This window comes from Marinobacter sp. bablab_jr003 (assembly GCF_016464245.1).
Taxonomy (GTDB): Bacteria; Pseudomonadota; Gammaproteobacteria; order Pseudomonadales; family Oleiphilaceae; genus Marinobacter; species Marinobacter vinifirmus.
Window position 1 is genome coordinate 109,819 of record NZ_JADARC010000039.1, and the last position, 24,014, is coordinate 133,832.

Annotated in this window: 21 protein-coding genes; 6 read left to right on the forward strand and 15 right to left on the reverse strand. The window is 59.6% G+C overall.

The annotated features are described in order from the left end of the window. Positions 1–64: 64 nt before the first annotated feature. The gene (locus H3Z84_RS04675) at positions 65–1,363 is read left to right on the forward strand and encodes a YihY/virulence factor BrkB family protein (protein ID WP_199456638.1); all 1,299 of its coding nucleotides are present in this window, start codon (positions 65–67) and stop codon (positions 1,361–1,363) included. Here the strand turns inward: H3Z84_RS04675 and H3Z84_RS04680 are convergent. The 3 genes from H3Z84_RS04680 to H3Z84_RS04690 form a co-directional block, all read right to left on the reverse strand. Then, a complete protein-coding gene (locus H3Z84_RS04680; protein ID WP_199456639.1) occupies positions 1,356–2,585 on the reverse strand; it encodes a DUF445 domain-containing protein in 1,230 nt (409 codons plus the stop codon). The genes H3Z84_RS04675 and H3Z84_RS04680 overlap by 8 nt on opposite strands. A gap of 266 nt (positions 2,586–2,851) precedes the next feature. After that, positions 2,852–3,586: a 16S rRNA (uracil(1498)-N(3))-methyltransferase gene (locus tag H3Z84_RS04685; RefSeq protein ID WP_199456641.1), complete on the reverse strand. Its 735-nt coding sequence runs from the start codon at positions 3,584–3,586 to the stop codon at positions 2,852–2,854. Positions 3,587–3,588: 2 nt separating this feature from the next. Beyond that, a complete protein-coding gene (locus H3Z84_RS04690; RefSeq protein WP_094623737.1) occupies positions 3,589–4,938 on the reverse strand; it encodes an adenosylmethionine--8-amino-7-oxononanoate transaminase in 1,350 nt (449 codons plus the stop codon). A 194-nt stretch (positions 4,939–5,132) separates the two neighbouring features. Between H3Z84_RS04690 and H3Z84_RS04695 the strand changes: the two genes are divergently transcribed. Next, on the forward strand, positions 5,133–5,621 hold the full coding sequence (locus H3Z84_RS04695; RefSeq protein WP_199456643.1) for a DUF2505 domain-containing protein: 489 nt from the start codon (positions 5,133–5,135) through the stop codon (positions 5,619–5,621). Between the two features lie 9 nt (positions 5,622–5,630). On the opposite strand, the gene H3Z84_RS04700 is transcribed toward H3Z84_RS04695, so the two are convergent. The 7 genes from H3Z84_RS04700 to H3Z84_RS04730 all read right to left on the reverse strand — a co-directional run bounded on the left by H3Z84_RS04700 (position 5,631) and on the right by H3Z84_RS04730 (position 13,095). Beyond that, positions 5,631–6,377: an amino acid ABC transporter ATP-binding protein gene (locus H3Z84_RS04700; RefSeq protein ID WP_094623739.1), complete on the reverse strand. Its 747-nt coding sequence runs from the start codon at positions 6,375–6,377 to the stop codon at positions 5,631–5,633. 13 nt (positions 6,378–6,390) lie between these two features. After that, positions 6,391–7,104 (reverse strand): amino acid ABC transporter permease, encoded by a 714-nt coding sequence (locus H3Z84_RS04705; RefSeq protein WP_199456645.1) that lies wholly within the window; start codon positions 7,102–7,104, stop codon positions 6,391–6,393. Between the two features lie 29 nt (positions 7,105–7,133). Then, on the reverse strand, positions 7,134–7,889 hold the full coding sequence (locus H3Z84_RS04710) for a transporter substrate-binding domain-containing protein (RefSeq protein ID WP_199456646.1): 756 nt from the start codon (positions 7,887–7,889) through the stop codon (positions 7,134–7,136). Between the two features lie 205 nt (positions 7,890–8,094). Then, the gene (metF, locus tag H3Z84_RS04715) at positions 8,095–8,964 is read right to left on the reverse strand and encodes a methylenetetrahydrofolate reductase [NAD(P)H] (RefSeq protein ID WP_199456647.1); all 870 of its coding nucleotides are present in this window, start codon (positions 8,962–8,964) and stop codon (positions 8,095–8,097) included. 12 nt (positions 8,965–8,976) lie between these two features. Continuing rightward, on the reverse strand, positions 8,977–10,359 hold the full coding sequence (gene ahcY, locus H3Z84_RS04720; RefSeq protein ID WP_199456648.1) for an adenosylhomocysteinase: 1,383 nt from the start codon (positions 10,357–10,359) through the stop codon (positions 8,977–8,979). A gap of 447 nt (positions 10,360–10,806) precedes the next feature. Next, positions 10,807–11,997 (reverse strand): methionine adenosyltransferase, encoded by a 1,191-nt coding sequence (metK, locus tag H3Z84_RS04725; RefSeq protein ID WP_199456649.1) that lies wholly within the window; start codon positions 11,995–11,997, stop codon positions 10,807–10,809. Positions 11,998–12,093: 96 nt separating this feature from the next. Further along, positions 12,094–13,095, reverse strand: a complete 1,002-nt coding sequence (locus H3Z84_RS04730) for a metalloregulator ArsR/SmtB family transcription factor (protein WP_199456650.1) — start codon at positions 13,093–13,095, stop codon at positions 12,094–12,096. A 236-nt stretch (positions 13,096–13,331) separates the two neighbouring features. On the opposite strand from H3Z84_RS04730, the gene tkt reads away from it, so the two are divergent. From tkt to fba, 4 genes are all read left to right on the forward strand, one after another. After that, positions 13,332–15,332 (forward strand): transketolase, encoded by a 2,001-nt coding sequence (gene tkt, locus H3Z84_RS04735; RefSeq protein WP_199456651.1) that lies wholly within the window; start codon positions 13,332–13,334, stop codon positions 15,330–15,332. Continuing rightward, positions 15,332–16,360, forward strand: coding sequence for a type I glyceraldehyde-3-phosphate dehydrogenase (locus H3Z84_RS04740; RefSeq protein ID WP_199456652.1), 1,029 nt, complete (start codon positions 15,332–15,334; stop codon positions 16,358–16,360). Before tkt ends, H3Z84_RS04740 begins: the two co-directional genes overlap by 1 nt. 129 nt (positions 16,361–16,489) lie before the next feature. Beyond that, positions 16,490–17,650 carry a phosphoglycerate kinase gene (locus H3Z84_RS04745; RefSeq protein WP_199456653.1) on the forward strand — a complete coding sequence of 387 codons (1,161 nt, stop codon included), beginning with the start codon at positions 16,490–16,492 and terminating at the stop codon, positions 17,648–17,650. A gap of 242 nt (positions 17,651–17,892) precedes the next feature. Then, positions 17,893–18,957, forward strand: a complete 1,065-nt coding sequence (gene fba, locus H3Z84_RS04750) for a class II fructose-bisphosphate aldolase (protein WP_058341641.1) — start codon at positions 17,893–17,895, stop codon at positions 18,955–18,957. On the opposite strand, the gene H3Z84_RS04755 is transcribed toward fba, so the two are convergent. From H3Z84_RS04755 to H3Z84_RS04775, 5 genes are all read right to left on the reverse strand, one after another. Next, on the reverse strand, positions 18,950–19,885 hold the full coding sequence (locus tag H3Z84_RS04755) for an alpha/beta fold hydrolase (RefSeq protein WP_199456655.1): 936 nt from the start codon (positions 19,883–19,885) through the stop codon (positions 18,950–18,952). The genes fba and H3Z84_RS04755 overlap by 8 nt on opposite strands. Positions 19,886–19,999: 114 nt before the next feature. Beyond that, positions 20,000–20,602 (reverse strand): DUF2894 domain-containing protein, encoded by a 603-nt coding sequence (locus tag H3Z84_RS04760; RefSeq protein ID WP_199456657.1) that lies wholly within the window; start codon positions 20,600–20,602, stop codon positions 20,000–20,002. Next, positions 20,599–21,255, reverse strand: coding sequence for an OmpA family protein (locus H3Z84_RS04765; RefSeq protein WP_199456659.1), 657 nt, complete (start codon positions 21,253–21,255; stop codon positions 20,599–20,601). The genes H3Z84_RS04760 and H3Z84_RS04765 overlap by 4 nt, the downstream gene beginning before the upstream one ends. Next, the gene (locus tag H3Z84_RS04770; RefSeq protein ID WP_199456661.1) at positions 21,255–23,315 is read right to left on the reverse strand and encodes a DUF802 domain-containing protein; all 2,061 of its coding nucleotides are present in this window, start codon (positions 23,313–23,315) and stop codon (positions 21,255–21,257) included. Before H3Z84_RS04770 ends, H3Z84_RS04765 begins: the two co-directional genes overlap by 1 nt. Beyond that, positions 23,312–23,998: a DUF3348 family protein gene (locus tag H3Z84_RS04775; RefSeq protein WP_094623749.1), complete on the reverse strand. Its 687-nt coding sequence runs from the start codon at positions 23,996–23,998 to the stop codon at positions 23,312–23,314. Before H3Z84_RS04775 ends, H3Z84_RS04770 begins: the two co-directional genes overlap by 4 nt. Positions 23,999–24,014: the final 16 nt, after the last annotated feature.

Here is a 24,014-nt window from a genome sequence, read left to right on the forward strand (position 1 = left end):
AATCGGCTTGTTTACTGCCCCTTGGCTGATAAGCTGTAGAAAAGACTGACAAACAGGAACTTGCGTGGCTTCCATTCAATTGAAAGACCGGCTCCAGGCTGCTGAAGACTGGATTCTTGCCAACCCCAACCCGCCCCAGAAATGGCCCTGGACCTGGTTTTACAAAACCGGGCGTTCGCTGTACGCACTGATCCGGGATGTACTCAGTGGCCAGCTCACCCTGCATGCTATGAGTCTGGTGTATACCACGCTGCTGAGTATTGTGCCTTTGCTGGCCCTGAGCTTTTCCGTGCTCAAGGCGCTGGGGGTGCACCAGAAGATGGAGCCCTTCCTTTACCAGTTCTTCCAGCCCATGGGCCCTCAGGGGATCGAGATGGCGGAACGGATCCTGGGCTTTGTGGATAACATCAAGGTGGGGGTTCTGGGTTCCGTAGGCCTCGGCTTGCTGGTGTACACGGTGATCTCGCTGGTACAGAAGGTGGAACGCTCCTTTAACATGATCTGGCGGGTGCCGGAAATGCGCTCCATGGCCCAGCGCTTCAGCAACTACCTGAGCGTGATCATGGTGGGCCCCTTGCTGATGGTGTCGGCCATTGGTGCTACCGCCACGGTGTTTTCGTCCGACATGATGCAGACCCTGATGGCGGTTGAGCCGTTCGGTTCGGTGATTGTGGCCGTCAGCCGCTTTACCCCGTTCTTCCTGGTGGTGGCGGCATTCACCTTTGTTTATATCTTCATTCCCAACACCCGGGTGAAATTCCGCTACGCTTTCCTGGCGGGCCTGATTGCCGGTGTGTCCTGGCAGGCGGCGGGTATGATCTTTGCGTCCTTTGTGGCGGGTTCTACCAAGTATGCGGCCATCTACTCCGGCTTTGCGGTGGGGATTATCCTGCTGATCTGGATTTACCTGAACTGGATGATCCTGCTGCTCGGTGCCAGTTTGTCGTACTACATGCAGAACCCGGGCTCGGTGGCCAAGCGCCGTGAAGTGCAGCTGGCACCGGAGCTGCAAGAGCGGGTGGCCCTGGCCTTGATGTGGATGGTCGCCAGGCCGTTCAGCCGGGGTGAGCCGGCGCCGCAGCAGGAATCACTGGAGTACCAGATGCATGTGCCGGGCGAAATTACCCGGAATATCAGTGACAAGCTGATTCGCGCCGGCCTGTTGAGCCTGGCCGGCCGCAATGGTGACCAGCTGGTGCCCGGGCGGGCGCTGGACCTGATCACCGTGGGTAACGTGCTGCAGGCGGTGCGCCGGGATGAAGACCGGGTTGTGGAGCGCTTGCCGGTGCAGTCGATGCCGGAGCGGTTGCTGGAGCTCTCGTCCGGCCGTGAAGATGTCAGTTTTTCGGAGCTGCTCAGATAAGCGCTTCGCCGAATACGAACACCAGCTGGCACACGCCGGCGGCAAAGCCAAGGAAGGCACCTACCAGGATGAGCTTGATCTCGTCCTCCTGGAAACAGGGCCGCAGCAGGTCCTGAAACTCTTCTGACGACAGCGCAATCATGCGCTCTACCATGATCGACTCCACCGCCCGGGCCCGGTCCTTCTCGAACACCGGGTTGTTGAAGGAGGTCTGGGAGATTTCGATAGCCTTTTCGCCCACCTGGTTCTTCAGGGTGGCAAAGCCGGTCGGGCCGAACGCCATCTGGGTAAGGGCCTTGCCCATACCGGCGGTTTCGTCCACCAGCGGCTTGATGTGCTTCTTCACCATGTTGCGGGCGCGGTCGCCTTTCGGGCCTTCCATAATGGCGTTGATGATGTTGCCAACGGTGAGGATTTCGTGGGTCACGATATGGCAGAAGGATTCAGCCACTTCCGGCTGGCGCTTCAGGAACAGGCCCTGGATTTTCAGGGGGCCCACCTTGTGTTCCCTGAGGGGGCGGAAGATGACGTTCAGGGCAATCCAGTTGGTGGCCCAGCCCACCAGCAGGCCGAACAGTGGCAGCACCCAGATAGCGGGATAGAGGTACCAGACTGCCATTTGTATCAGGCCGAACAGAAAGCCGAAGTACATGCCGGAGTTGATGATAAAGCGGAATTCTACGTCGCCACACTCCAGGAAAATGCGGTTGAGCAGCTGTTTGTCGCTGGCGAGCCGTTCGATGACCATGCCTTTGATGTCGAGCAGGTCTTCGATGTTGTCGGATACGTCTTCTACCAGGTTGTCGACCAGTTGCGGGGTGGATTTGCGCACCCGGTCGTAGACCATTTTGCGGGCGGAGGCGGGCAGGTTTTCCCAGAAGGTGGGGTACTCTTTGAGCATGAGTTCGTCGACATATTCTTCCACTCTGGGGTCGACGGTGTAGATGATGTGGGCGGCCAGTACCTTCGGGTCAATCTGTTCGAAGATTTCCTGTACGGTGCCGATTTTGGAGATGGTGGCATCGACGCTGATGGCGGCCATTTTCCGGGCCTTGGAGGGGATGATGCCTTGCCAGCCGAGCAGGGGTGGTTTGCCGATGAACTCCAGGGGGTAGAAGGTCATTTTGATGGCGAGCCAGTTGGTGCTCCAGCCGATGAGGGCTGCGATCACTGGAATGCTTAGGTATTGCCAGAATTCCGGGTTGGTAAGTAAGTCTGTCATCCTGCGCTCGCTGGTTGTTCTGGTTATGGTGCAAGCGGCTGTTCGGGCAGGGCTCTCCAAAAAACGCTCCTGGCGGCACATCCCTGTGTCGCTTGGGCTCCGCCATCCCTGGCTCCGCACATTTTTGGAGAGCCCTGCCCGAACAGCCGCCCCAACATCGGGGGTGCATCAAGCTGCGATTAGTTGTCAGGGATAATGTTGACCCCCGCCTGTTCTGTCAATGACTGAACCGCCACAAGGTGATGTCAGCAGACGCCATAGATTGCTCAGCCGCCAATATCGCCCCATAACCACTGGCACAGTGCCATGGCCGCCACTGGCGCCGTTTCGGTGCGCAGAACCCGGGGGCCGAGGGCGACGGGCAGAAAGCCGTTTTGTTCTGCCAGTGCAATCTCGTCGGCGCTCAGGCCGCCTTCGGGGCCGATCATCAGGGCGACGCTGGCGGGTTTCTCGAGTGTGTTGAGGGATTGTTCGGTGCGGTGGTGCAGCACCAGGCGCAGGTCGCAGGTTTGGCTGTATTGCAGCCATTCCGCTACGGTCATCACCGGCAGGATGTTCGGGACTTTTGCGCGGCCGCATTGTTCGGCGGCGCTGATGGCGACTTGTTGCCAGTGGCGCAGGCGCTTTTCTTCCCGGTCGCCTTTGAGTTTTACGTCGGAGCGTTCGGTGGTGAGGGGGGCGATGGTGGTTACGCCCATTTCCACGGCTTTCTGCACGGCGTAGTCCATGCGGTCGCCCTTGGACAGGGTCTGGCCCAGGACGATGGTCAGGGGCGATTCGGTGGCGTTGGCCTCGGCGCTTTCAATGGTTACGGTGACGTTCTTTTTGCCGGCTTCGGTGATGGTGGCGGTGTAGTCGTTACCGTCGCCGTTGAACAAACGGAGTTTCTGGCCGGGCTGCATGCGCAGTACCCGGCCTACGTGGTTGGCGGCGTTGTCGTCGAGTTCACACGGGCTGCCGGTGTGCAGGGGGCTGTTGGTGTAGATTCTGGGAATGCGCATGGTCAGCCCTTAACTGCGATTTCGATGCCTTCGGTGGCCACCTGGGCCAGGTGTCGGATCTGGTCTTCGGTGATCACGTAAGGCGGCATGAAGTACACCACGTTGCCCAGCGGGCGCAGCAGGGACTGGCGGGTGAGGGCATGCTGGTACACCTTGATGCCACGGCGTTCCTGCCAGGGGAACGGGGTTTTGCTGGCTTTGTCTTTGACCATTTCGATGGCCAGGGTCATGCCGTGCTGGCGGATGTCACCCACGTTGGGGTGGTCGGCCAGGTGGGCGACGGATTCGGCCATGCAGCGGGACAGCTGGCGGTTGTTTTCGATGACGTTTTCGTCCCGGAAGATGTCCAGGGTGGCCAGGGCGACGGCGCAGCCGATGGGGTTGCCGGTGTAGCTGTGGCTGTGCAGGAACGCACGCAGGGTTTCGTAGTCGTCGTAGAAGGCGTTGTAGACAGTGTCGGTGGTGAGCACCACGGACAACGGCAGGTAACCGGCGGTCAGGCCCTTGGACAGGCACATGAAATCCGGGGTGATGCCGGACTGTTCGCAGGCGAACAGGGTGCCGGTGCGGCCAAAGCCCACGGCGATTTCGTCGGCAATCAGGTGTACGCCATAGCGGTCGCAGGCTTCGCGCAGTTTGGTGTGGTAAACCGGATGATGCATGCGCATGCCGCCGGCACACTGTATCAGGGGTTCCACCACCACGGCACAGATTTCGTGGTGCCGCTCGGCCAGCAGCTTGTCCATGGCCTCGAACTGGCGCAGGGCGTAGTCTTCATCGGTTTCGCCCAGCTCTTTGTTGTAGGCATCCGGCGAGGGCGCCGTCAGTACTTCCATCAGCAGCGGCTGGTAGGTGTCTTTGTAAAGGGCAACATCACCCAGCGCCAGCGCGCCCAGGGTTTCTCCGTGGTAGCTGTTGCTGAGGTTAACGAAGTTCTTCTTGCCCGGATGGCCCTGGTTTTTCCAGTAGTGATAGCTCATCTTCAGGGCCGCTTCGATGGCAGACGAGCCGTTGTCTGCGTAGAAGCATTTGTTCAGCCCCTCCGGCGTAACCTCAATCAACCGCTCGGACAAGTTCACTACCGGTTCGTGGCTGAAGCCCGCCAGGATGACATGCTCCAGCTGGCCGATCTGTTCCTGGATAGCGGAGTTGATGCGCGGGTTGGCGTGGCCGAACAGGTTTACCCACCAGGAGCTGACCGCATCGATGTAGCGATTGCTCTCGAAATCTTCCAGCCATACGCCTTCGCCCCGCTTGATGGGAATCAGCGGCAGGGTTTCGTGGTCTTTCATCTGGGTACAGGGGTGCCACACGGATTTAAGGTCCCGTGCGACCAGGTCGGCATTGCGCATGGTTGTCTCCTGTCAGGCTGCGGAGGCGGTGAATAAATATCCGGATGCGACATGATACTTGGCTGTCAGCAGCCTTAACAGCTCCTTACTGTGAACCAGTCGGATGACCGGCTTGCCATAGCCCGGCGCCAGACCGGCCAATGTTGGTGCACCAGCCTGCGGCAACAATGGAATAAAAATAACAGGAGTCGAATATGGAGCTGAATCTGAAACACCCCTATGAGGCTGGTGTGGATCATGTGCTCGAGCGTTTTTTCAGCGAAAGCCACATTATCGAAAAGAACGAGAAAATCGGGTCCCGCAATGTACAGCTGGCCGAGCTGCGCAAAGACGATGTGTCCGGCAAGTTGGTGATCGAGCGTGAAATGATGGCTTCTGCGCCCGTGCCGGGAGTGCTCTCAGGCTTTCACCGGGAGTGGAATCGCGTGCGGCAGGAGGAACACTGGTTCCGTAAAGACGACGATGAGTGGCACTGCGAGTTTCGGGTGAAAATCGACGGTGTGCCGGCGAAGATCAAGGGCGAAATGCGGCTTCAGGGTAACGGTAACCGCTGCATCAATTATGTGAATCTGTCGGTTCGTTGCGATATGCCGTTGTTGGGCAAGAAAGTGGCGAGATTTCTGGCGGATGACTCCCACGCCAAGATTGAACGGGAGTATGAAGTCATCCGCCAGCTGCTTTGACCCGCCGGTTCAGTGCGCCAGCACCCGGGACAGGAACGCCTGGGTGCGCTCGTTCTGAGGGTTGTCGAACACATCTTCAGGCCGGCCTTCTTCAACAATCTGGCCTTCATGGATGTAGATCACCCGGTCTGCCACTTCCCGGGCGAAGCCCATTTCGTGGGTGACGACCATCATGGTCATACCCTCTTTGGCCAGCTCCCGCATCACGTCCAGTACTTCACCGATCATTTCCGGATCCAGTGCCGAGGTGGGTTCATCGAACAGCATCAGCCGGGGTTCCATGGCCAGGGCCCGGGCAATGGCGACCCGCTGCTGCTGGCCGCCGGATAGCTGGTTGGGGTATTTGTCGGCCTGGCTGCCAATACCTACACGTTCCAGCAGCCGCTCGGCGGTAGCGTTGGCGACGACCTGAGAGGTGTTTTTTACCTTCATGGGCGCCAGCATGATGTTCTTTCTTACCGTCAGGTGCGGGAACAGGTTGAATTGCTGGAACACCATGCCAACTTCCTTGCGGATTTCCGCAAGGGCCTGCTGGTTGCCGCCTTTCGGCGCCAGTTTCTGGCCATCCACTTCCAGTGTGCCGGATTCAAATTCTTCCAGGCCGTTAACGCAGCGGATCAGGGTAGATTTGCCGGAGCCACTGGCCCCGATGATCACCACGACTTCGCCCTGTTCTACGGTCAGGTCTATATCTTTCAGGACATGCAGTTTGCCGAAGTACTTGTTCATGCCCTTCATCTTTACGATCTGAGTCATTACCCGGGCTCCTTCAGACAGACGCAACGCCGCGGCGTTCAAGCAGCCGCAGAATCAGGGACAGGGACAAGGTTATGGCCAGGTACATAAGGGCCACTACGAAGTAAACCTCGAAGGCGGTAAAGGTGTTGGCGATATACACCTGGCCCTGGCGGACCAGTTCGCCCACGCCGATCACCGAGAACAGCGAGGTGTCCTTGATGCTTACGATAGCCTGGTTTCCGAGCGGCGGGATCATGCGCCGGAAGGCCTGGGGCCAGATAATCGACCAGAAGGTCTGGGTACGGGACAGCCCCAGTGACAGGCCGGCTTCGCTCTGGCCTTTGTCGATAGACTGCACGCCACCGCGCACCACTTCGGATATATAGGCGCCGGAGTTCAGGGCGATCGCGGCAATACCGGCTGTCAGCGGGTCGATGGGGCCGCCGACCAGGTCCGGCAGGCCGTAGAAGATAAACAGCACCTGCACCAGGATGGGGGTGCCGCGAAAAATTTCGATATAGGCGGTTGCCGGCCAGCGCAGGAACCATTTTTTGTTGATGCTGAGCAGGCCAAAAACGATGCCGAGTACAAAACCGATGGCCAGGCCACCGAAGGAAATCATCAGGGTGTAGGGAATGCCCTTGGCCAGGTAGGGAATGGAATCAATGGCCGCTTGCCAGTCAAACTGAAACTGGAATTCCACGGTGTGTTTCTCCGTTGGGTTGGGAGGAGGCGCCCGGGGCATTGTGTGCCCCGGGCGGGTCAAGTGGAGGTTTACTTGTCTTCAGGCATCGGGCCGAACCATTTTTCGTAAATGGTTTTGTAGGTGCCGTCTTCCTTGATTTCTGCCAGGGCCTCGTTCACCGGGCCAACCCATTCGCTACCTTTTTTCAGGGCGATACCGTACTGCTGGCCTTCATACAGCGGGCCTACGGTTTTCACCTTGCCTGCGCCGCGGGTGCTGGCGAAGTAGCCTACGTTCGGGGCGTCGTAGAACACCGCATCTACCGCGCCGGACATCAGCGCCATATACATGTCGGAGCTGCCGGGGTAGGGGGTTACGCCGTCGTTATCGTCCAGGTTCTTGGTGAGGAAGTCGTAGCTGGTGCTACCAATCTTGGTGCCGACTTTCTTGCCTTCCAGGTCAGACATTTCCTGGGTGCCATCGTCTTCGCGAACCAGGATGCGCAAGCCGGAATCGTAGTAAGGGTCGGAGAAATCGACGATTTGCTTACGCTCATCGGTAATGGTGATGCCGGCAATGGCAATGTCGACGTTGCCGGTTTGCAGGGCCGGGATAATACCGTTGAAATCCATGGTGTTCAGGTCGTAATCAAAGCCCGCACGCTCGGCGACTTCGGCGATGATCTCCATGTCGAAACCGATCATTTCGCCGGTTTCCTGATCCATCATTTCAAACGGGACGAAGCTGGGGTCGGTGACTACGCGCAGGGTCTCTGCGCTTACCGACGTGGCGGCGACAGACAGTGCCAGGCCAGCGCCCAGAGTTTTCAGCCATTTCGTGCTCATGCTTTCTCCTTTCTGTTTTTTTATGCCCCGTCTGCCCGGTAAGGCAGTCTGTGAAAGCACTCTTTGTGACCGTGCATCACAGGGAGCGTTGATAGGGATGCATCAGATACAGTCTAGACTATGGAGACAGGATTTGCAGGAAATCAGGCGGTTAGAAAACGAAAGAGGGGCCGAAGCCCCTCTTTGTACTGCTTTGCAGAATGCCTTAGAAAGCAATCTTTTCGCGGTCGCTGATGCCCAGATTCTTCCAGATGGAAATGCTGGGTTCGGCCTGGTTCAGGGTGTAGAAGTGCAACCCCGGAGCCCCGGCTTTCAGAAGCTTTTCGCACATTTCGGTGACCACTTCTTCACCAAACTTGCGGATGCTGTCGGTGTCGTCGCCGTAGGCTTCGAGCTGCTTGCGGATCCAGCGAGGGATTTCCGCGCCGCACATGTCAGAGAAACGCACCAGGCTGGAGAAGTTGACGATGGGCATGATGCCCGGCACCACCGGAATGGTGATGCCCATCTTCTCCAGACGGTCGATGAAATAGAAGTAGCTGTCGGCATTGAAGAAGTACTGGGTGATGGCGCTGTTGGCACCGGCCTGTACTTTTCGTGCGAAGTTCTTCAGGTCTTCCTCGGCATTGTGGGCCTGGGGGTGAAATTCCGGGTAGGCGGCCACTTCCAGGTTGAAGTGATCCCCGCTGTGCTCCCGGATGAATTCCACCAACTCGTTGGCGTAACGCAGCTCACCGGAGGCGCCCATGCCCGAGGGCAGGTCGCCGCGCAGGGCGACGATCCGGTTGATGCCGTTCTCTTTATACACGTCCAGCAGCTCGCCGATCTCTGCGCGGGTACCACCCACGCAGGACAGGTGCGGTGCTGTGGAAATACCCTGCTTGTGCAGGTTCAGCACCGTTTCGATCGTGCGATCGCGAGTGGAACCGCCGGCTCCGAAGGTGACCGAGAAAAAGTCCGGGTTTACCTCGGCCAGCTGGTTGCGTACCGCCTGCAGCTTCTCCTTGCCCTGATCGGTCTTGGGCGGGAAAAACTCGAAGCTGAAGCGGCGTTTGAATTGCTTCTGGGATTCCATGATCGTTTCCGCTTAGTACCTGTAGCTTTCCGGCTTGTACGGGCCTTCGACCGGTACGCCGATGTATTTCGCCTGGTCCGGAGTCATTTTGGTGATCACGCCACCAAAGCCTTCCACCATGGCGCGGGCCACTTCTTCGTCCAGCTGCTTGGGCAGAACCTGGACGTAAACGCCCTTGGCCTTGGACTCTTCAGGCAGGTCCGCAAACTTGCGCTCGAACAGGTACATCTGCGCCAGCACCTGGTTGGCGAACGAGCCGTCCATGATCCGCGACGGGTGACCGGTGGCGTTGCCCAGGTTTACCAGACGGCCTTCGGACAGCAGGATCAGGTGGTCGTTGCTGGCCTTGTCGCGGTAAATCACGTGTACCTGCGGCTTGACCTCGTCCCACTCCCAGTTCTTGCGCATGTAGGCGGTATCGATTTCATTATCGAAGTGGCCGATGTTGCACACCACGGCGCCGTTCTTCAGGGCTTTCAGCATGTTCGCGTCACACACGTTGACGTTACCGGTGGTGGTTACCAGCAGGTCAGTGGTGCCCAGCAGGTCGGTGTTGATGCCTTGCTCGGTACCGGTGTTGATGCCATCGATGTACGGGGATACCACTTCAAAACCGTCCATGCAGGCCTGCATGGCGCAGATCGGGTCGGCTTCAGTGACCTTCACAATCATGCCTTCCTGGCGCAGGGACAGAGCGGAACCCTTGCCCACGTCGCCGTAGCCGATCACCAGGGCCTTTTTGCCAGACAGCAGGTGGTCGGTGGCACGCTTGATGGCATCATTCAGGCTGTGACGACAACCGTACTTGTTGTCGTTCTTGGACTTGGTCACCGAGTCGTTGACGTTGATGGCCGGAATCTTCAGGGTGCCGTCACGCAGCATTTCCTGCAGGCGGTGCACGCCGGTGGTGGTTTCTTCAGTCACACCGTGGCACTTGGCAATCACCTGCGGGTATTCCTTATGCAGCAGCTCGGTCAGGTCGCCGCCGTCGTCCAGGATCATGTTCGGTTCCCAGCCGTCTACGTCTGCGCCGACGGTTTTGTGCAGGCACCATTCGTATTCTTCGTCGGTTTCACCCTTCCACGCGAACACGGGAGTGCCCTGAGCTGCGATGGCAGCGGCGGCCTGATCCTGGGTGGAGAAGATGTTGCACGATGACCAGCGCACATCAGCGCCCAGCTCGACCAGTGTTTCAATCAACACGGCGGTCTGGATGGTCATGTGGATGCAGCCCATGATGTTGGCGCCTTTCAGCGGCTGCTCGGCTTTGTACTTCTCACGCAGTTTCATCAGGGCGGGCATTTCGCCTTCGGCGATCTTGATTTCCTTGCGGCCCCAGCCGGCGAGTTCGATGTCGCGGACTTTGTAATCGTCGAAATTGTTCGGAGTGCTCATGGTGTTCTCCTGTCAGCCTTTGCCTGTGGTCCCGGAAAATTGTCGGGTACCGCTTGTATTGGTGGAGTCGGAGATGGGGAACGTCTTTCGCGGAACCGCTACAAGCACATCCCTGTGCGCTTCTCTCAGGCCATCCATGGCCTTCGAAATTCCGCGAAAGACGTTCCCCATCTCCTTTTCATAACTTTTGGCGTTTGCCGTCTCCGGTACGCCGTAAATTCAAACTTGGTCTTCTTTCAGTCGGGTGCTTGAAAGAATTTCGGATAAGCCCTAACCACAATTATGAAAGCGGTGGTGAGGAACGTCTTTCCGGGACTATCTTTGGCCATGGATGGCCAAAGCTAAGCGCCCACGGATGGCTTGAGCGTGTCCCGGAAAGACGTTCCTTGCCGCCGCCCACTCCAAAAATGAGAGGGCTGGGCCGCGACAAGAATCCAGAGTCATTCGTTAGATACCTGCAGCATCCTTCAGAGCCGCAGCGCGGTCGGTCTTTTCCCACGGGAACGCGGTGAAGGTCTTGCCGCCAACGGTCATCTCGTACGGATCACGGCCGAAGTGGCCGTAGGCTGCTGTGGCGCGGTACATCGGGTGCAGCAGGTCCAGCATGTTGGTGATCGCGTACGGGCGCAGGTCGAAGTGCGCGCGTACCAGCTCGATGATCTTGTCGTCGCTGATCTTGCCGGTGCCGAAGGTGTTCAGGGAAATGGAAGTCGGCTGGGCTACACCGATGGCGTAGGACACCTGAATCTCGCACTTCTCCGCCAGGCCTGCGGCCACGATGTTCTTGGCTACGTAGCGGCCGGCGTAGGCAGCTGAGCGGTCAACCTTGGACGGATCTTTACCGGAGAAGGCGCCGCCACCGTGACGGGCCATGCCGCCGTAGGTGTCTACGATGATCTTCCGGCCGGTCAGGCCACAGTCGCCCACCGGGCCGCCGATTACGAACTTGCCGGTAGGATTGATGTGAAACTCGGTGTCCTTGTGCAGCAGTTCGGCCGGCAGGGTGTGCTTGACGATCAGCTCCATCACCGCTTCTTTCAGGTCTTCCTGGGTCACGTCCGGGTCGTGCTGTGTAGACAGAACCACTGCGTCGATGCCCACGACCTTGCCGTTTTCGTAGCGGCAGGTTACCTGGCTCTTGGCGTCCGGGCGCAGCCACGGCAGCAGGCCGCTCTTGCGGGCTTCGGCCTGGCGCTGCACCAGACGGTGCGAGAAGGTGATCGGCGCCGGCATCAGCACGTCGGTTTCGTTGCTGGCATAGCCGAACATCAGGCCCTGGTCGCCGGCGCCCTGGTCTTCCGGCTTCTGGCGGTCAACGCCCTGGGCGATGTCCACCGACTGCTTGCCGATGATGTTGATTACGCCACAGGTGTCGCCGTCGTAGCCCACTTCGGAGGAGGTGTAGCCGATGTCTTTGATCACGCCACGCACCAGGTCTTCCAGGTCTACCCAGGCACTGGTGGTGATTTCACCGCCAACGATGGCCACACCGGTTTTCACCATGGTTTCGCAAGCTACGCGAGCGTGCGGGTCGTCGGTCAGGATGGCGTCCAGTACCGCGTCGGAGATCTGGTCGGCCAGTTTGTCCGGATGGCCTTCAGAGACCGACTCGGAGGTGAAAATGTTGTAGTCAGACATAGTGGTGCTCCTCTGTGAGCGTTTTCAAAATCGGTGTACGTAATTCTACGTACGTCAATATCAAAGTTTTTTGATGTTCCAGTGTCTGCGCGGGCTTCAGGCCGTTCCAGACGTTTTCCAGAATTCCCGTACCTGCACCTGGAAGCCGTTGCGCAGGCCGATAAACAGTTGCTCGCCCGCAGTCAGGCCGGCATCGGCCGCCCAGGCGGTGAGTTCTTCCGGCTCGAAGCCCAGCCACAGGTCGCCGCAGTTCTCCTTGGCCCAGTCCTGGTCGTGGCTGCACAGGTCGCTGACGATAAAACAGCCACCGCTGTTCATCAGAGCTGCGGCGTCCAGAAAGATGTCCGCCGGGCTGGGTACGTGGTGCAGCACCATGTTGGCGACAATCAGGTCAAAGGCATCGCCCCGGGCCAGTACCGTGTCGGTGACACCTTCAATAAGGTCGACGTTGTTCAGCCGTTCCTCAATACAGGTGCGGGTGGCCTTGGCCAGCATGTCCTTGCTGTTATCCAGCCCCACCACATGATCAAACAGTTGTGACAGCACCGGCAGGAAGCCGCCTTCACCGGGGCCGATTTCCAGCACGCTGCGCCAGTCCTGCCGTGCTGCCCGCTTGCGGATCAGCTCGGCGGTGGGCTCCGCATACAGGTCAAAGGCGGCGATCAGTTCCTGCTGTTCCCGGAACTGCTCCGAATGCCGGGAGAAGAAGGCCTGGGACTGTTCCGCCCGCTGCTCGCGGATGGCCTCGATTTTGTCTTCCAGCTGCGGAGGCAAGGGCACCCGGTCTACGGTCTCGAAAATCTGCCGGATGGCCTGGTCTGCCAGCTTGTCGCCGTCCAGGTTCAGGGGGCGGCGGTAGAAAATGGCATTGCCTTCCCGCTGGGGCTCCAGCAACCCGGCTTTGTGCATCACCTTCAGGTGGTGGCTCATGCCGGACTGGCGCATATCAAACATCTGGCTCAGCTCCAGCACACCGAAGGTGTCACGGCGCAGCACCCGCAGGATCTCCAGGCGCAGGGGGTCGCCGCTCGCCTTGAAGATCGGTACCAGGGTGTCCACCGAGGACAATTCGTTCGCATGTGCATTGAGTGAGGTCATGGTTGGCAAGTGTAGGGGGGTTCGATTGATCGATCAATAGCCATATCAAAATTTTTTGATATAGATTTATAGCGTTTGTGAAATCAGTCGCTTTGGTGATTTTGTACCGGCGCCATCGGAAAACCACTACATATGGATTTGCCCCGGCACACAGTAATCGGCGAAAATACGCGCCTTCTTTTTGAGCAGTTTTTGCAGCTTGAAGTCTTTTCCTGAAAAACACTGGAGAATTGTCAATGCCGTCCCGTAAAGATCTCGCCAACGCCATTCGCGCGCTGAGCATGGATGCGGTTCAGAAAGCCAAGTCCGGCCACCCGGGTGCGCCCATGGGTATGGCGGATATCGCCGAGGTACTGTGGAACGATTACCTGAGCCACAACCCGGCCAACCCGCAATGGGCCAACCGTGACCGTTTTGTACTGTCTAACGGCCATGGCTCCATGCTGCAGTACTCCCTGCTGCATCTGAGCGGGTACGACGTTAGCATTGACGACATCAAGAACTTCCGGCAGCTGCACTCCAAGACTCCGGGGCACCCGGAATACGGTTACACACCGGGTATTGAAACCACGACCGGCCCGCTGGGGCAGGGCATTGCCAACGCCGTTGGTTTCGCGCTGGCCGAGAAATCCCTGGCGGCGCAGTTCAACCGCCCGGGCCACGACATTGTGGACCACTACACCTATGCGTTCCTGGGCGACGGCTGCCTGATGGAAGGCATCTCCCACGAAGTGGCTTCCCTGGCCGGTACCCTGGGCCTTGGCAAGCTGGTGTTCTTCTATGACGACAACGGCATTTCCATCGACGGCGAAGTGGAAGGCTGGTTTACCGACAATACTCCGCAGCGTTTTGAGTCCTACGGCTGGCAGGTAATTCCGGACGTTGACGGCCACGATGCCGACGCCATCCGCGCGGCTGTTGAACAGGCCCGGGCCAACACCGAGCAGCCGACACTGATCTGCTGCAAGACCATCATCGGCTTTGGTTCCCCCAACAAACAGGGCAAGGAAGATTGCCACGGTGCCCCGCTGGGTGACGATGAAATCGCCCTGACTCGCGAGGCTCTGGGCTGGCAGCATGGCCCGTTTGAAGTGCCCTCTGAAATCTATGCCGCCTGGGATGCCAAAGAGAAAGGCGCAGCGGCCCAGAAGGCCTGGGAAGACAAGTTCGCCGCCTACGAAAAGGCCGAGCCGGAACTGGCGGCCGAGTTCAAGCGCCGCATGGCGGGCGACCTGCCGGCAGACTTCTCCGAAAAAGCCCAGGCCTATATTCAGGAATGTCAGGACAAGGGCGATACCATCGCTTCCCGTAAGGCATCCCAGAACACCCTGAACGCCTATGGCCCGCTGCTGCCGGAACTGATGGGTGGCTCTGCCGACCTGGCCGGTTCCAACCTGACCATCTGGTCTGGCTGTAAAGGTGTGAGCAAGGAAGACGCTTCCGGTAACTACATTTATTACGGCGTTCGTGAGTTCGGTATGGCTGCGATCATGAACGGCATCGCCCTGCACGGCGGCTTTGTTCCTTACGGCGCAACCTTCCTGATCTTCATGGAATACTGCCGTAACGCGGTGCGCATGGCCGCGCTGATGAAGCAGCGTTCCATCTATGTGTTCACCCATGACTCCATCGGTCTGGGCGAAGACGGCCCCACCCACCAGCCCATCGAGCAGATGGCCAGCCTGCGTACCACGCCGAACATGAGCATGTGGCGCCCGGCTGATGCCGTAGAGTCTGCGGTGGCCTGGAAAGCTGCCCTGGAGCGCAATGACGGCCCCACTGCCATGGTGTTCTCCCGTCAGAACCTGCCGCACCAGCAGCGTGATGCAGAACAACTGGCCAACGTCGCCAGGGGTGGCTACGTGCTGTCTGACAGCGAAGGCACCCCGGAACTGATCCTGATCGCCACCGGCTCTGAAGTGGGCCTGGCCCAGGACACTGCCGCCAAGTTGCGAGAGCAGGGCAAGGCCGTGCGTGTGGTTTCCATGCCGTCCACCGACGTGTTCGACGCCCAGAGCGCCGAGTACAAGCAACAGGTACTGCCGCTGGAAGTCACCAACCGTATCGCCATCGAAGCCGGCATCGCCGACTACTGGTACAAGTATGTTGGCCTGGACGGCCGCGTTGTGGGCATGACCACCTTCGGTGAATCTGCCCCCGCTGGCGAGCTGTTCAAGGAATTCGGCTTCACCGTCGACAATATCCTGGAAGTGGCTGACGAACTGCTGGACGCCTGATGACCAACTCGACGCCGTTTCGCATCGCCATCAACGGGTACGGCCGCATCGGCCAGTGCGTGTTGCGGGCGCTGTATGAAAACGGCTATCGCGACCATCTTCAGGTGGTCGCGATCAACGAGTTGTCGGATATCGACACCATTGCCCATCTCACCAAATACGACTCCACCCACGGGCGGTTTCACGGTGAGGTGGCCGTGGATGGCGATAACCTGGTTGTGAACGGCGACCGCATTCGAGTACTGCGTCACCCGGACCCGGCGGAACTGCCCTGGCGTTTGCTGGACGTGGATCTGGTGCTGGAATGTTCCGGCGCCTACTCGGACCGGACAACTGCGGAAAAACACATCGCAGCCGGTGCCCAGCGCCTGCTGTTCTCCCAGCCGGGAGAGCCGAGTGTTGACCGCACCGTGGTCTATGGCATCAACGATGGTGACCTTAACCCGCAGGATGTGATTGTGGCTGCAGGTTCCTGCACCACCAACTGCCTGGTACCGGTGATCAAGGTGCTGGACGACGCCTTCGGCGTAGAACAGGGCAGCACCACCACCATCCATGCCGCCATGAACGACCAGCCAGTGATCGACGCCTACCACCACCAGGACCTGCGCCGCACCCGCAGCGCGCTCCATAACATCGTACCGGTAGACACCGGCCTGGCCCGCGGCATCGAACGCTTGCTGCCCCACATGGAAGGCCGCTTCAGCTCGGTGGCCATGCGCGTGCCAACGCTGAATGTGTCTGCTATAGACATGGTGGTGAACGTACGTGAAGCGACCGATGTTGCGGCAGTAAACCTGCTGCTGAAAAACGCCGCTAACGGATCGCTAAAAGGCATTCTCGGCTACACCGACGAACTCCTGGCCAGCTCCGACTTCAACCACGACGCCCACTCCGGCGTGGTAGACGGCGGCCAGACCCGGGTGACCGGCGGCACCATGGTGAAAGTGCTGTGCTGGTTCGATAACGAATGGGGTTTCGCTAATCGCATGCTGGATGTCAGCCAGGCGTGGCTAACCGAAACCTGAAGGTTAAAAAGGGGCCTGACCTTTCACCCAGCCCCGACGGATACAGAGGGGTCTGACCCCGTTTGGGGTCAGACCCCACCCAAGGCTTAACAATTTGCACCTGTGAACCCATAACTACGGAACCTGATTATGGCCATCAAAAAAATGACTGACCTGAACCTCGCCGGCAAGCGGGTTCTGATTCGTGAAGACCTGAACGTACCGGTCAAAGACGGCAAAGTATCCAGCGACGCCCGCATCCGCGCCTCGCTGCCGACCATCAAGGCCGCCAAAGACGCCGGCGCCAAAGTCATGCTGATGTCCCACCTGGGCCGTCCGGAAGAAGGCGTGTACGACGAAGCCTCCTCTATGAAGCCCGTAGCCGAGCACCTGAGCACCCTGCTGGGCCAGGAAGTGCGCCTGATCAAAGACTACCTCGGCGGCGTTGAAGTGGCCGACGGCGAAGTCGTACTGTTCGAAAACGTTCGCTTCAATAAGGGCGAAAAGAAAGACAACGAAGACCTCGCCAAGCAATACGCCGCCCTGTGCGATGTCTACGTGATGGACGCCTTCGGCACCGCCCACCGCGCCCAGGCCTCCACCCACGGAGTGGCGAAGTTCGCTCCCGAAGCCTGCGCCGGCCCTCTGCTGGCAGCCGAACTCGACGCCCTCGGCAAGGCCCTCGACAACCCGGCCAAGCCAGTGGTGGCCATCGTTGGCGGCTCCAAAGTCTCCACCAAACTGGACGTCCTCAACGCCCTGGAAAAAGTGTGTGACCAGATCATCGTCGGCGGTGGCATCGCCAACACCTTCTTGGCCGCAGCCGGCCACCCGGTAGGCAAGTCCCTGTGCGAACACGACCTGGTCGACACCGCCAAAGACATCGCCAGCCGCGTTGAAATCCCGCTGCCGGTCGACGTAGTGGTTGCCAGCGAATTCGCCGAAACCGCCACCGCCACCGTGAAAAACATCTCCGACGTCAGCGCCGACGACATGATCCTCGACGTAGGCCCGGAAACCGCCGGCCAGTTCGCGAGCCTGCTCAAGAACGCCAAAACCATCCTGTGGAACGGCCCGGTTGGCGTATTCGAATTCGACCAGTTCGGCAACGGCACCAAAGCCTTGGCCGAAGCCATCGCCGAAAGCGACGCCTTCTCCCTCGCCGGCGGCGGCGACACCGTGGCTGCCGTTGACAAATACGGCATAGCTGACAAGATCTCCTACATCTCCACCGGCGGCGGCGCGTTCCTCGAATTCGTGGAAGGCAAAACCTTGCCGGCAGTAGCCGTACTGGAAGAGCGCGGAGCGTAATCAACAAAGCGATTCTGAGAGAAGCCCGCACAGGGCCAGAATCGCAAGGAGGGTGGGGTAGGTCTTTCGCGGAATTTCGAAGGCCAAGGATGGCCTGAGAGAAGCGCACATGGATGTGCTCGTAGCGGTTCCGCGAAAGACCTACCCCACCCTCCGCCGCAGACTCCAAGGCAGCGTTTCATGCCGGAGTCGGCGGGAGAACCAAGAATCCAAACATCAAAAGTCAACGAAGGAGACAACCCATGGCCCTGATTTCGCTGCGGCAACTTCTGGACCACGCCGCCGAGCATGGTTACGGTGTGCCAGCCTTTAACGTAAACAACCTCGAACAAATGCGCGCCATCATGGAAGCCGCCGACAAAACCGACTCCCCGGTGATTGTTCAGGCCTCCGCCGGTGCCCGCAAATACGCCGGTGCCCCCTTCCTGCGCCACCTCATCCTGGCCGCCATCGAAGAATGGCCGCACATCCCGGTGGTTATGCACCAGGATCACGGCACCAGCCCCGCCGTGTGCCAGCGCTCCATCCAGCTCGGCTTCAGCTCCGTGATGATGGACGGCTCACTGGGTGAAGATGGCAAAACCCCGACCAGCTACGAATACAACGTAGACGTTACCCGTCGCACTGTAGAAATGGCCCACGCCTGTGGCGTATCCGTAGAAGGCGAACTGGGCTGCCTGGGCAGTCTGGAAACCGGCCAGGCCGGTGAAGAAGATGGCATCGGCGCCGAAGGCACCCTGGACCATGACCAGATGCTGACCGACCCGGAAGAAGCGGCAGACTTCGTCAAGAAAACCCACGTAGACGCACTGGCCATCGCCATCGGCACCAGCCACGGCGCCTACAAGTTCACCCGTCCGCCGACAGGTGACATCCTGGCCATCGAGCAAATCAAAGCCATCCACAAACGCATTCCAGACACCCACCTGGTGATGCACGGCTCGAGCTCCGTACCCCAGGAATGGCTGAAGGTGATCAACGAATTCGGTGGCGAGATCCCGGAAACTTACGGTGTACCGGTGGAAGAAATCGTCGAAGGCATCAAACACGGCGTGCGCAAAGTCAACATCGACACCGACCTGCGTCTTGCCTCTACCGGCGCCGTTCGTCGCTTCATGGCCCAGAACCCGGCCGAATTCGACCCGCGCAAATTCCTCAAGGCCACCATGGTTGCCATGACCGACATCTGCGTAGCTCGCTACGAAGCCTTCGGTTGTGCCGGCCAGGCCAGCAAGATCAAGCCGGTGAACCTCGAGCAGATGTTCGAGCGTTACGCCGCTGGCGAGCTGGACCCGAAGGTTAAATAAGGCTTTCCGCCTCGTTTACCTGAAAGCCCTGACCCTGGTGGTCGGGGCTTTTTTGTTTCAGCCCCCGCCGGGCAAAGTCCGCAATCAGCTGAGCCACTTTTTCCGGGTGGCTGAGAATCACCCAGTGCCCGGCATCAATGTTATGGCGGGTCAGGTCCGGCACCCACTTGCCCAGATCGTCAAACAACTGCTCGCCCACATAGGCATCCTGGAGCGGAACCAGGAGTTGCACCGGACAGCAGGCATACCGTGGTTCCGGAAACAGCAGTTTGCTGCGGAAGTTTGCCCGGTACAGGTTGACCCCGAATTGTCCGTCTTGTTTCTGGAAAGGGTTGGGCACCTCCAGCGGAACCCCCTGTTTGCGAAGATAATCCGGCCACACGGAATCCAGCCCGAAGCGCCAGGCTGCCGGCGCCAGGAGGGGCAGGTGGAACATACCGATGTACCAGGAGCTTGCCAGCTGGCGAAATGCTTTCACCTTGTCGGCGAGTGATCGGCTGGTCAGCTTGCTGCGCGCCCAGTATGCCGCGTGATCCAGCGAGGGGCCGGAGATACTGGTGAAGGTTTTGATGCGAGCCTGCAGGCGGCCCTGGGTGACAGATTCCCAGCTCTGGATAGAGCCCCAATCGTGTCCAACAAGATGGAATGGCCTGTCCGGGATCACCTGGTCTGTCACGCAGGCCAGGTCCGAGGCGAGTGCCGCCATGCGGTAATCCGAGGTATCTCCCGGAATGTCCGATTCGCCGGCCCCGCGCACATCGTAGGTGATGACATAGAAGGACCTGGCGAGCCGTTCGGCCACGGGGTTCCAGACCCGGTGATTGTCCGGGTAGCCATGAACCAGGATGACCGGCTCATTCTCTTCCCGGCCCCGGGTAACAACATTGAGGCCAACGGCCCCGTTCCGGATTCGAAGGACATTCTGCATGCTGGATTTCCTGGCAAAAAAATCCAGCGTAGCAACCCGGTTCCGGGTTTCAGACAGCGAAAGAGGCCATCCCGGGGGCGAATCGGGCCAGAATGTATCCGGTTGTGTGGGATGTCAGTTTTTCCGGGAGGATTTTTCCAGTGCCAGCAAGGTGTCGATATAGCGGGCAAAGCGGAGTGTGTACTCGGGCGAGAGTTTCTGCATCTCGGCCAGCGCCCGGCTGACCAGGCGGTGTGCGTTCATGGGGCCGGCCTCTGCGGGTGTGCTTTCGATAGCCTGGCGGATGCGCTGTTGGAGTTGCTGCGTGTCCTGGCCGGTTTTGACCCGGGCCAGGGCTTTCAGCGGCCTGGGTGAGTTGTTGCTGGGGCCTGCATCGGGAAGCTCCTCTTCGCCTCCGAAGATCCGCTGCTCAAGTGCCGAGCGAGGGGCCTGTGCCGGCACTTCCGTCGATTGGTTCAGTGCATCCAGCAGGCGGGTAAGTTGCGACGGGCTCTGATCGCCAGCTAGTGTTGTGACCTGCTCTGCCACATCCGCCATACCCTGCCTTGCCTGGTAATCAGAAACGGCCTGCTGAAGCTTCAGCCAGTGTTCACCGTGTTGAAGGCCCTTTGCGCGCAATCGCCGTTCGAAGGATTCCAGATAGCGAAAGCGCACCGGGTCCAGCCGATCGACACCGGATTGCCTGAGCGGGTCGAGCAGGGATGTTTTCGTAGTCATCGGTCGCCCGACTCCCTTTCGGCTTCTGTGACCGCCGAAGGCGCCCGGGGCACGGTACTGATCTCCACCCGCCGGTTCTGGGCCCGGGATTCTGCATCCACATTGGGTACCGCCGGATGGTGCGGGCCGAAGGCGGCGGCGAACACCCGGTCGTTGGGCAGCCCCAGTTCTGTCAGCGAGCGGGTAACGGTAAGTGCCCGCTGGGCTGAAAGGCCCCAGTTATCCTGGTAACGATTGCCCGGGTGCATTGGCAGGTCATCGGTAAAGCCGCTCACCATCAGCAGCTCATCGTGCTGGGCCAGATAGGTTTGCAGAGGTGAAATCAATGATTCCAGAACCTCCTCGCCTTCGGCCTGAAGTTGGTCCGAGTTCAGCTCGAACAACACGTTGCCGCTGATGCCGATGCGGCCATCCCGGAAAGTCACCAGCCCCCTGGTGAGCGGGTCTTCCAGGGCTTGCTCCAGGGCGATCCTGCGCTGCTCTTCCGCTTCCCGCTTTTCGATTTCCTGGGCCAGGGACTGACTCAGCTCCAGCTGAATGCCGATTACCCACACCAGAATCAGCGCCAGGATTCCCACCAGCGCGGCCATCAGGTCCGAGAAGATGGCCCAGACCGGTGCCGATTGCTGTTCGCCGCCTTCCAGCTGTTCCATCAGCCCGCCTCGCTGGGTTCGGCCCGGCGCAGTGCTGCGGCGGCATCGATGACGTCTTTCTGGGCGCTGACGCTCAGGTCAATCACTTCCCGTGCCTGGGCCACGTAGTAGGCCAGTTGCTCATCGTGGCGGGTGCCGGCGTTATCCAGTGCTTTCTGGATATCCGACAGGCTGGCGATGACCTGCTGGTTGGACTGGCTGAACAGCTCAATGGCCTGCGCGAAGGCATCGCTCAGGGCGCCGACTTCCTGGCTACTGCCGGTAATGTCGTCGCCCAGTTTGCCCAGTTGCTGGCTCTGTTCCTGGATCAGGGTGTTGAAGCGTTCGCTGATGCCGGTCAGGGTTTCACCGGCGCCGCTGATCAGGCTATTTACGGCATCCCGCTGGCTGTCGGCGGTGCTGCGCTGGTTCTCCAGCAGAGTGTCCAGCTCCTGCACCAGCCGCTGGCGTTCTTCCAGCAACTCGTTTTCCCGTTCGCTGTTGCGGGCGATTTCCGACTGCAGCTGGCGGATCACCTCGGCGGCGGCCTTCGGGGTTTCCGATGCGGTTTCAATCAGGCGGGTCATGGGGGCTTCCAGCGCGGTGCCCAGCTCGCTCAGGTGGCGGGCTGCTGTGGCTTCCAGTTGTTCCATTCGCTCGTTTGCAGCCCGGGCTCGCTCGCTTTCCTGTTCCCGAAGCTGATCGAGCTGAGCGGCAACGGTGCTGACCAGTTCCGCCAGCCCGGCCTGTTGCTGCTCAATCAACCCGGTGCTGCTGGTCTGGAAATGGCTTTGGTATTGAGTCAGCGCCTCATTTAATGCTGCCAGCATGTCGTCACTTTGAGCCTGCTGTCGGTGCCAGTGTTGCGACACCTCAGCTCCGGCGTTGTTCAGGCGTTCACAGCTCTGTACCAGTTGTTGCTGCTGTTCCTTGAGCCAGGTTTGGTGCTGGTCGTTGATGGTGCCAAGCCAGGTGTGGAGCTGTTCCTGCAACTGGCTTTGACTTTGTTCGTTCTGCTTTGAGAGGGCCGCTAGCGTCTCCTGGTTCTGGGCCTGCTGTGCAGTCAGATTCTGCTGCCAGCGTTCGCCCGCCTCTGTGGTAACTGTCTGAAACCCGGAGATCAATTCGGTGAGTTGTTCACGGGCATTATCTGCCCAGCTTTGTTGCAGGCCGTGAGCATCCTTCTGAAGCTGCTCCAGGGCCTGGACAACAATGGGCTCAATCCGCTCTGACGCTTGCTTTGCAGTGTTATCCAATGCCGTTTTCAGGGAGTCGGCCACGGAGTTGGCCAGGGTCTGGTAGTGGTGGCCGACCGTGCTGTGGAATTCCTGCTGGTTGTGAGTCAGGGACTGTTCCAGTTGCTGGCCAAGTTGCTCCATGCGCGCCGTCATGCGTTCCATGGCCGAGGCCATTTCGGGCAGGGCTTTGGCCTGGCTTTCCAGTGCCTGGAACGCCTGGTGGCGTTGATGATCTGCGGATAGATGATGCAGCTTGTCGCGCAGAGCACTATCCAGTGCGCGGGAAGCCTGCAACCGGTCCCGGCGGCTCAGGGTGGAAGCCAGCCCCAGCATGGCAGAGGCCGCCACACCGGCAATGGAAGTGCCAAAGGCCAGGCTCAACCCGGCAATCGGTGCAGCCAGTGCGCTGCGAATGGCGCTGAGTTCGGTGCTGTTGTCCAGGGCCGAGGCGGCGCCGCCCAGGGTCACAATCATGCCCGCAAAGGTGCCCAGCAGGCCCAGCATCACCAGCAGGCCGGTCAGGTAGGGTGTCAGTTGCGGGCCGGGTAATGCGGCGGCATGGCCCTCGATTCGCCGTTGCACCGGGAACTGCATCGGGGCGCGCAGTTTGCCAAGCCAGTGGTTAACCTGCTCCTGGCTTTCAGGTAACTGATGAACCTGTGCGTTCAGTTCGCGGGTTTGTCGGCGGAAATTCACCAGTTCGCCAAAGCCGAGACAGTAAACGGCGCCAATCAGGCCGGTAAACGCCAGCGCCAGCAGGTCGGAACCGACAAATCCGGCACCAATCCAGGCTACCACGGCCAGGCCGATGGCAAACGCCAGGGTAAAGAACAGTTTACTCATGGGGTGTTGTTAACCTCTTTGTGGCAAGCCTCCAGCAAACCCAGAACCGGTTCCAGCCGAACATCCAGTTCAGCGAGTAACAAAGACTGCGCTTCCTCGCAGTAGCGGTGGAACCAGTCGGCCGTTGTGGCCGGGGTGGGGCTTTGCTCCGGGGTGGTCGATCGGTGCTCGAATCGTTGTTCAAGAACCTTGGGAATATGGGAAAAACACTGTGCGGTATACCCGGCCATTGTTTGATCAAACACGGCGTCCAATTCGGCCAGGTGGGCCAGCTTCGGGCCCTGATCTTTCATCGATTTTCGAACCTTGTCCCGCAACTGACGGCTGTTGGCCGCCACTTTGCGTTGCAGCGCCAGCCAGGCATTGAGAGCGGCTTCAAGCTCGGGTTCACCGTCAAACTCCAGATCGGCGCCAAACCCGCGAATACGCTGAACCAGTGCCCTGCGTATTGTCGCCAGCTCCTCGGTTAACCGCTCTACCGTGGCGCCCTGAGGCGTGCCTGGCTGTTTCGCCCGATAACCAATGGCCGCATCCAGAGTCATGGTGTCGCCCAGGCCAAACAGCCGGCTCAGGCGCTCTGCGAAGCAGGGCAACTGGGTGCCGTTCAGCGTTGTCGCTGAATCATCCAGTTGGCGCAATAGCCTGGCTCTGAGGCCGGTATTTGCCAGAGGTTGCGAGGGCATTGGCTGGGGTTTCACT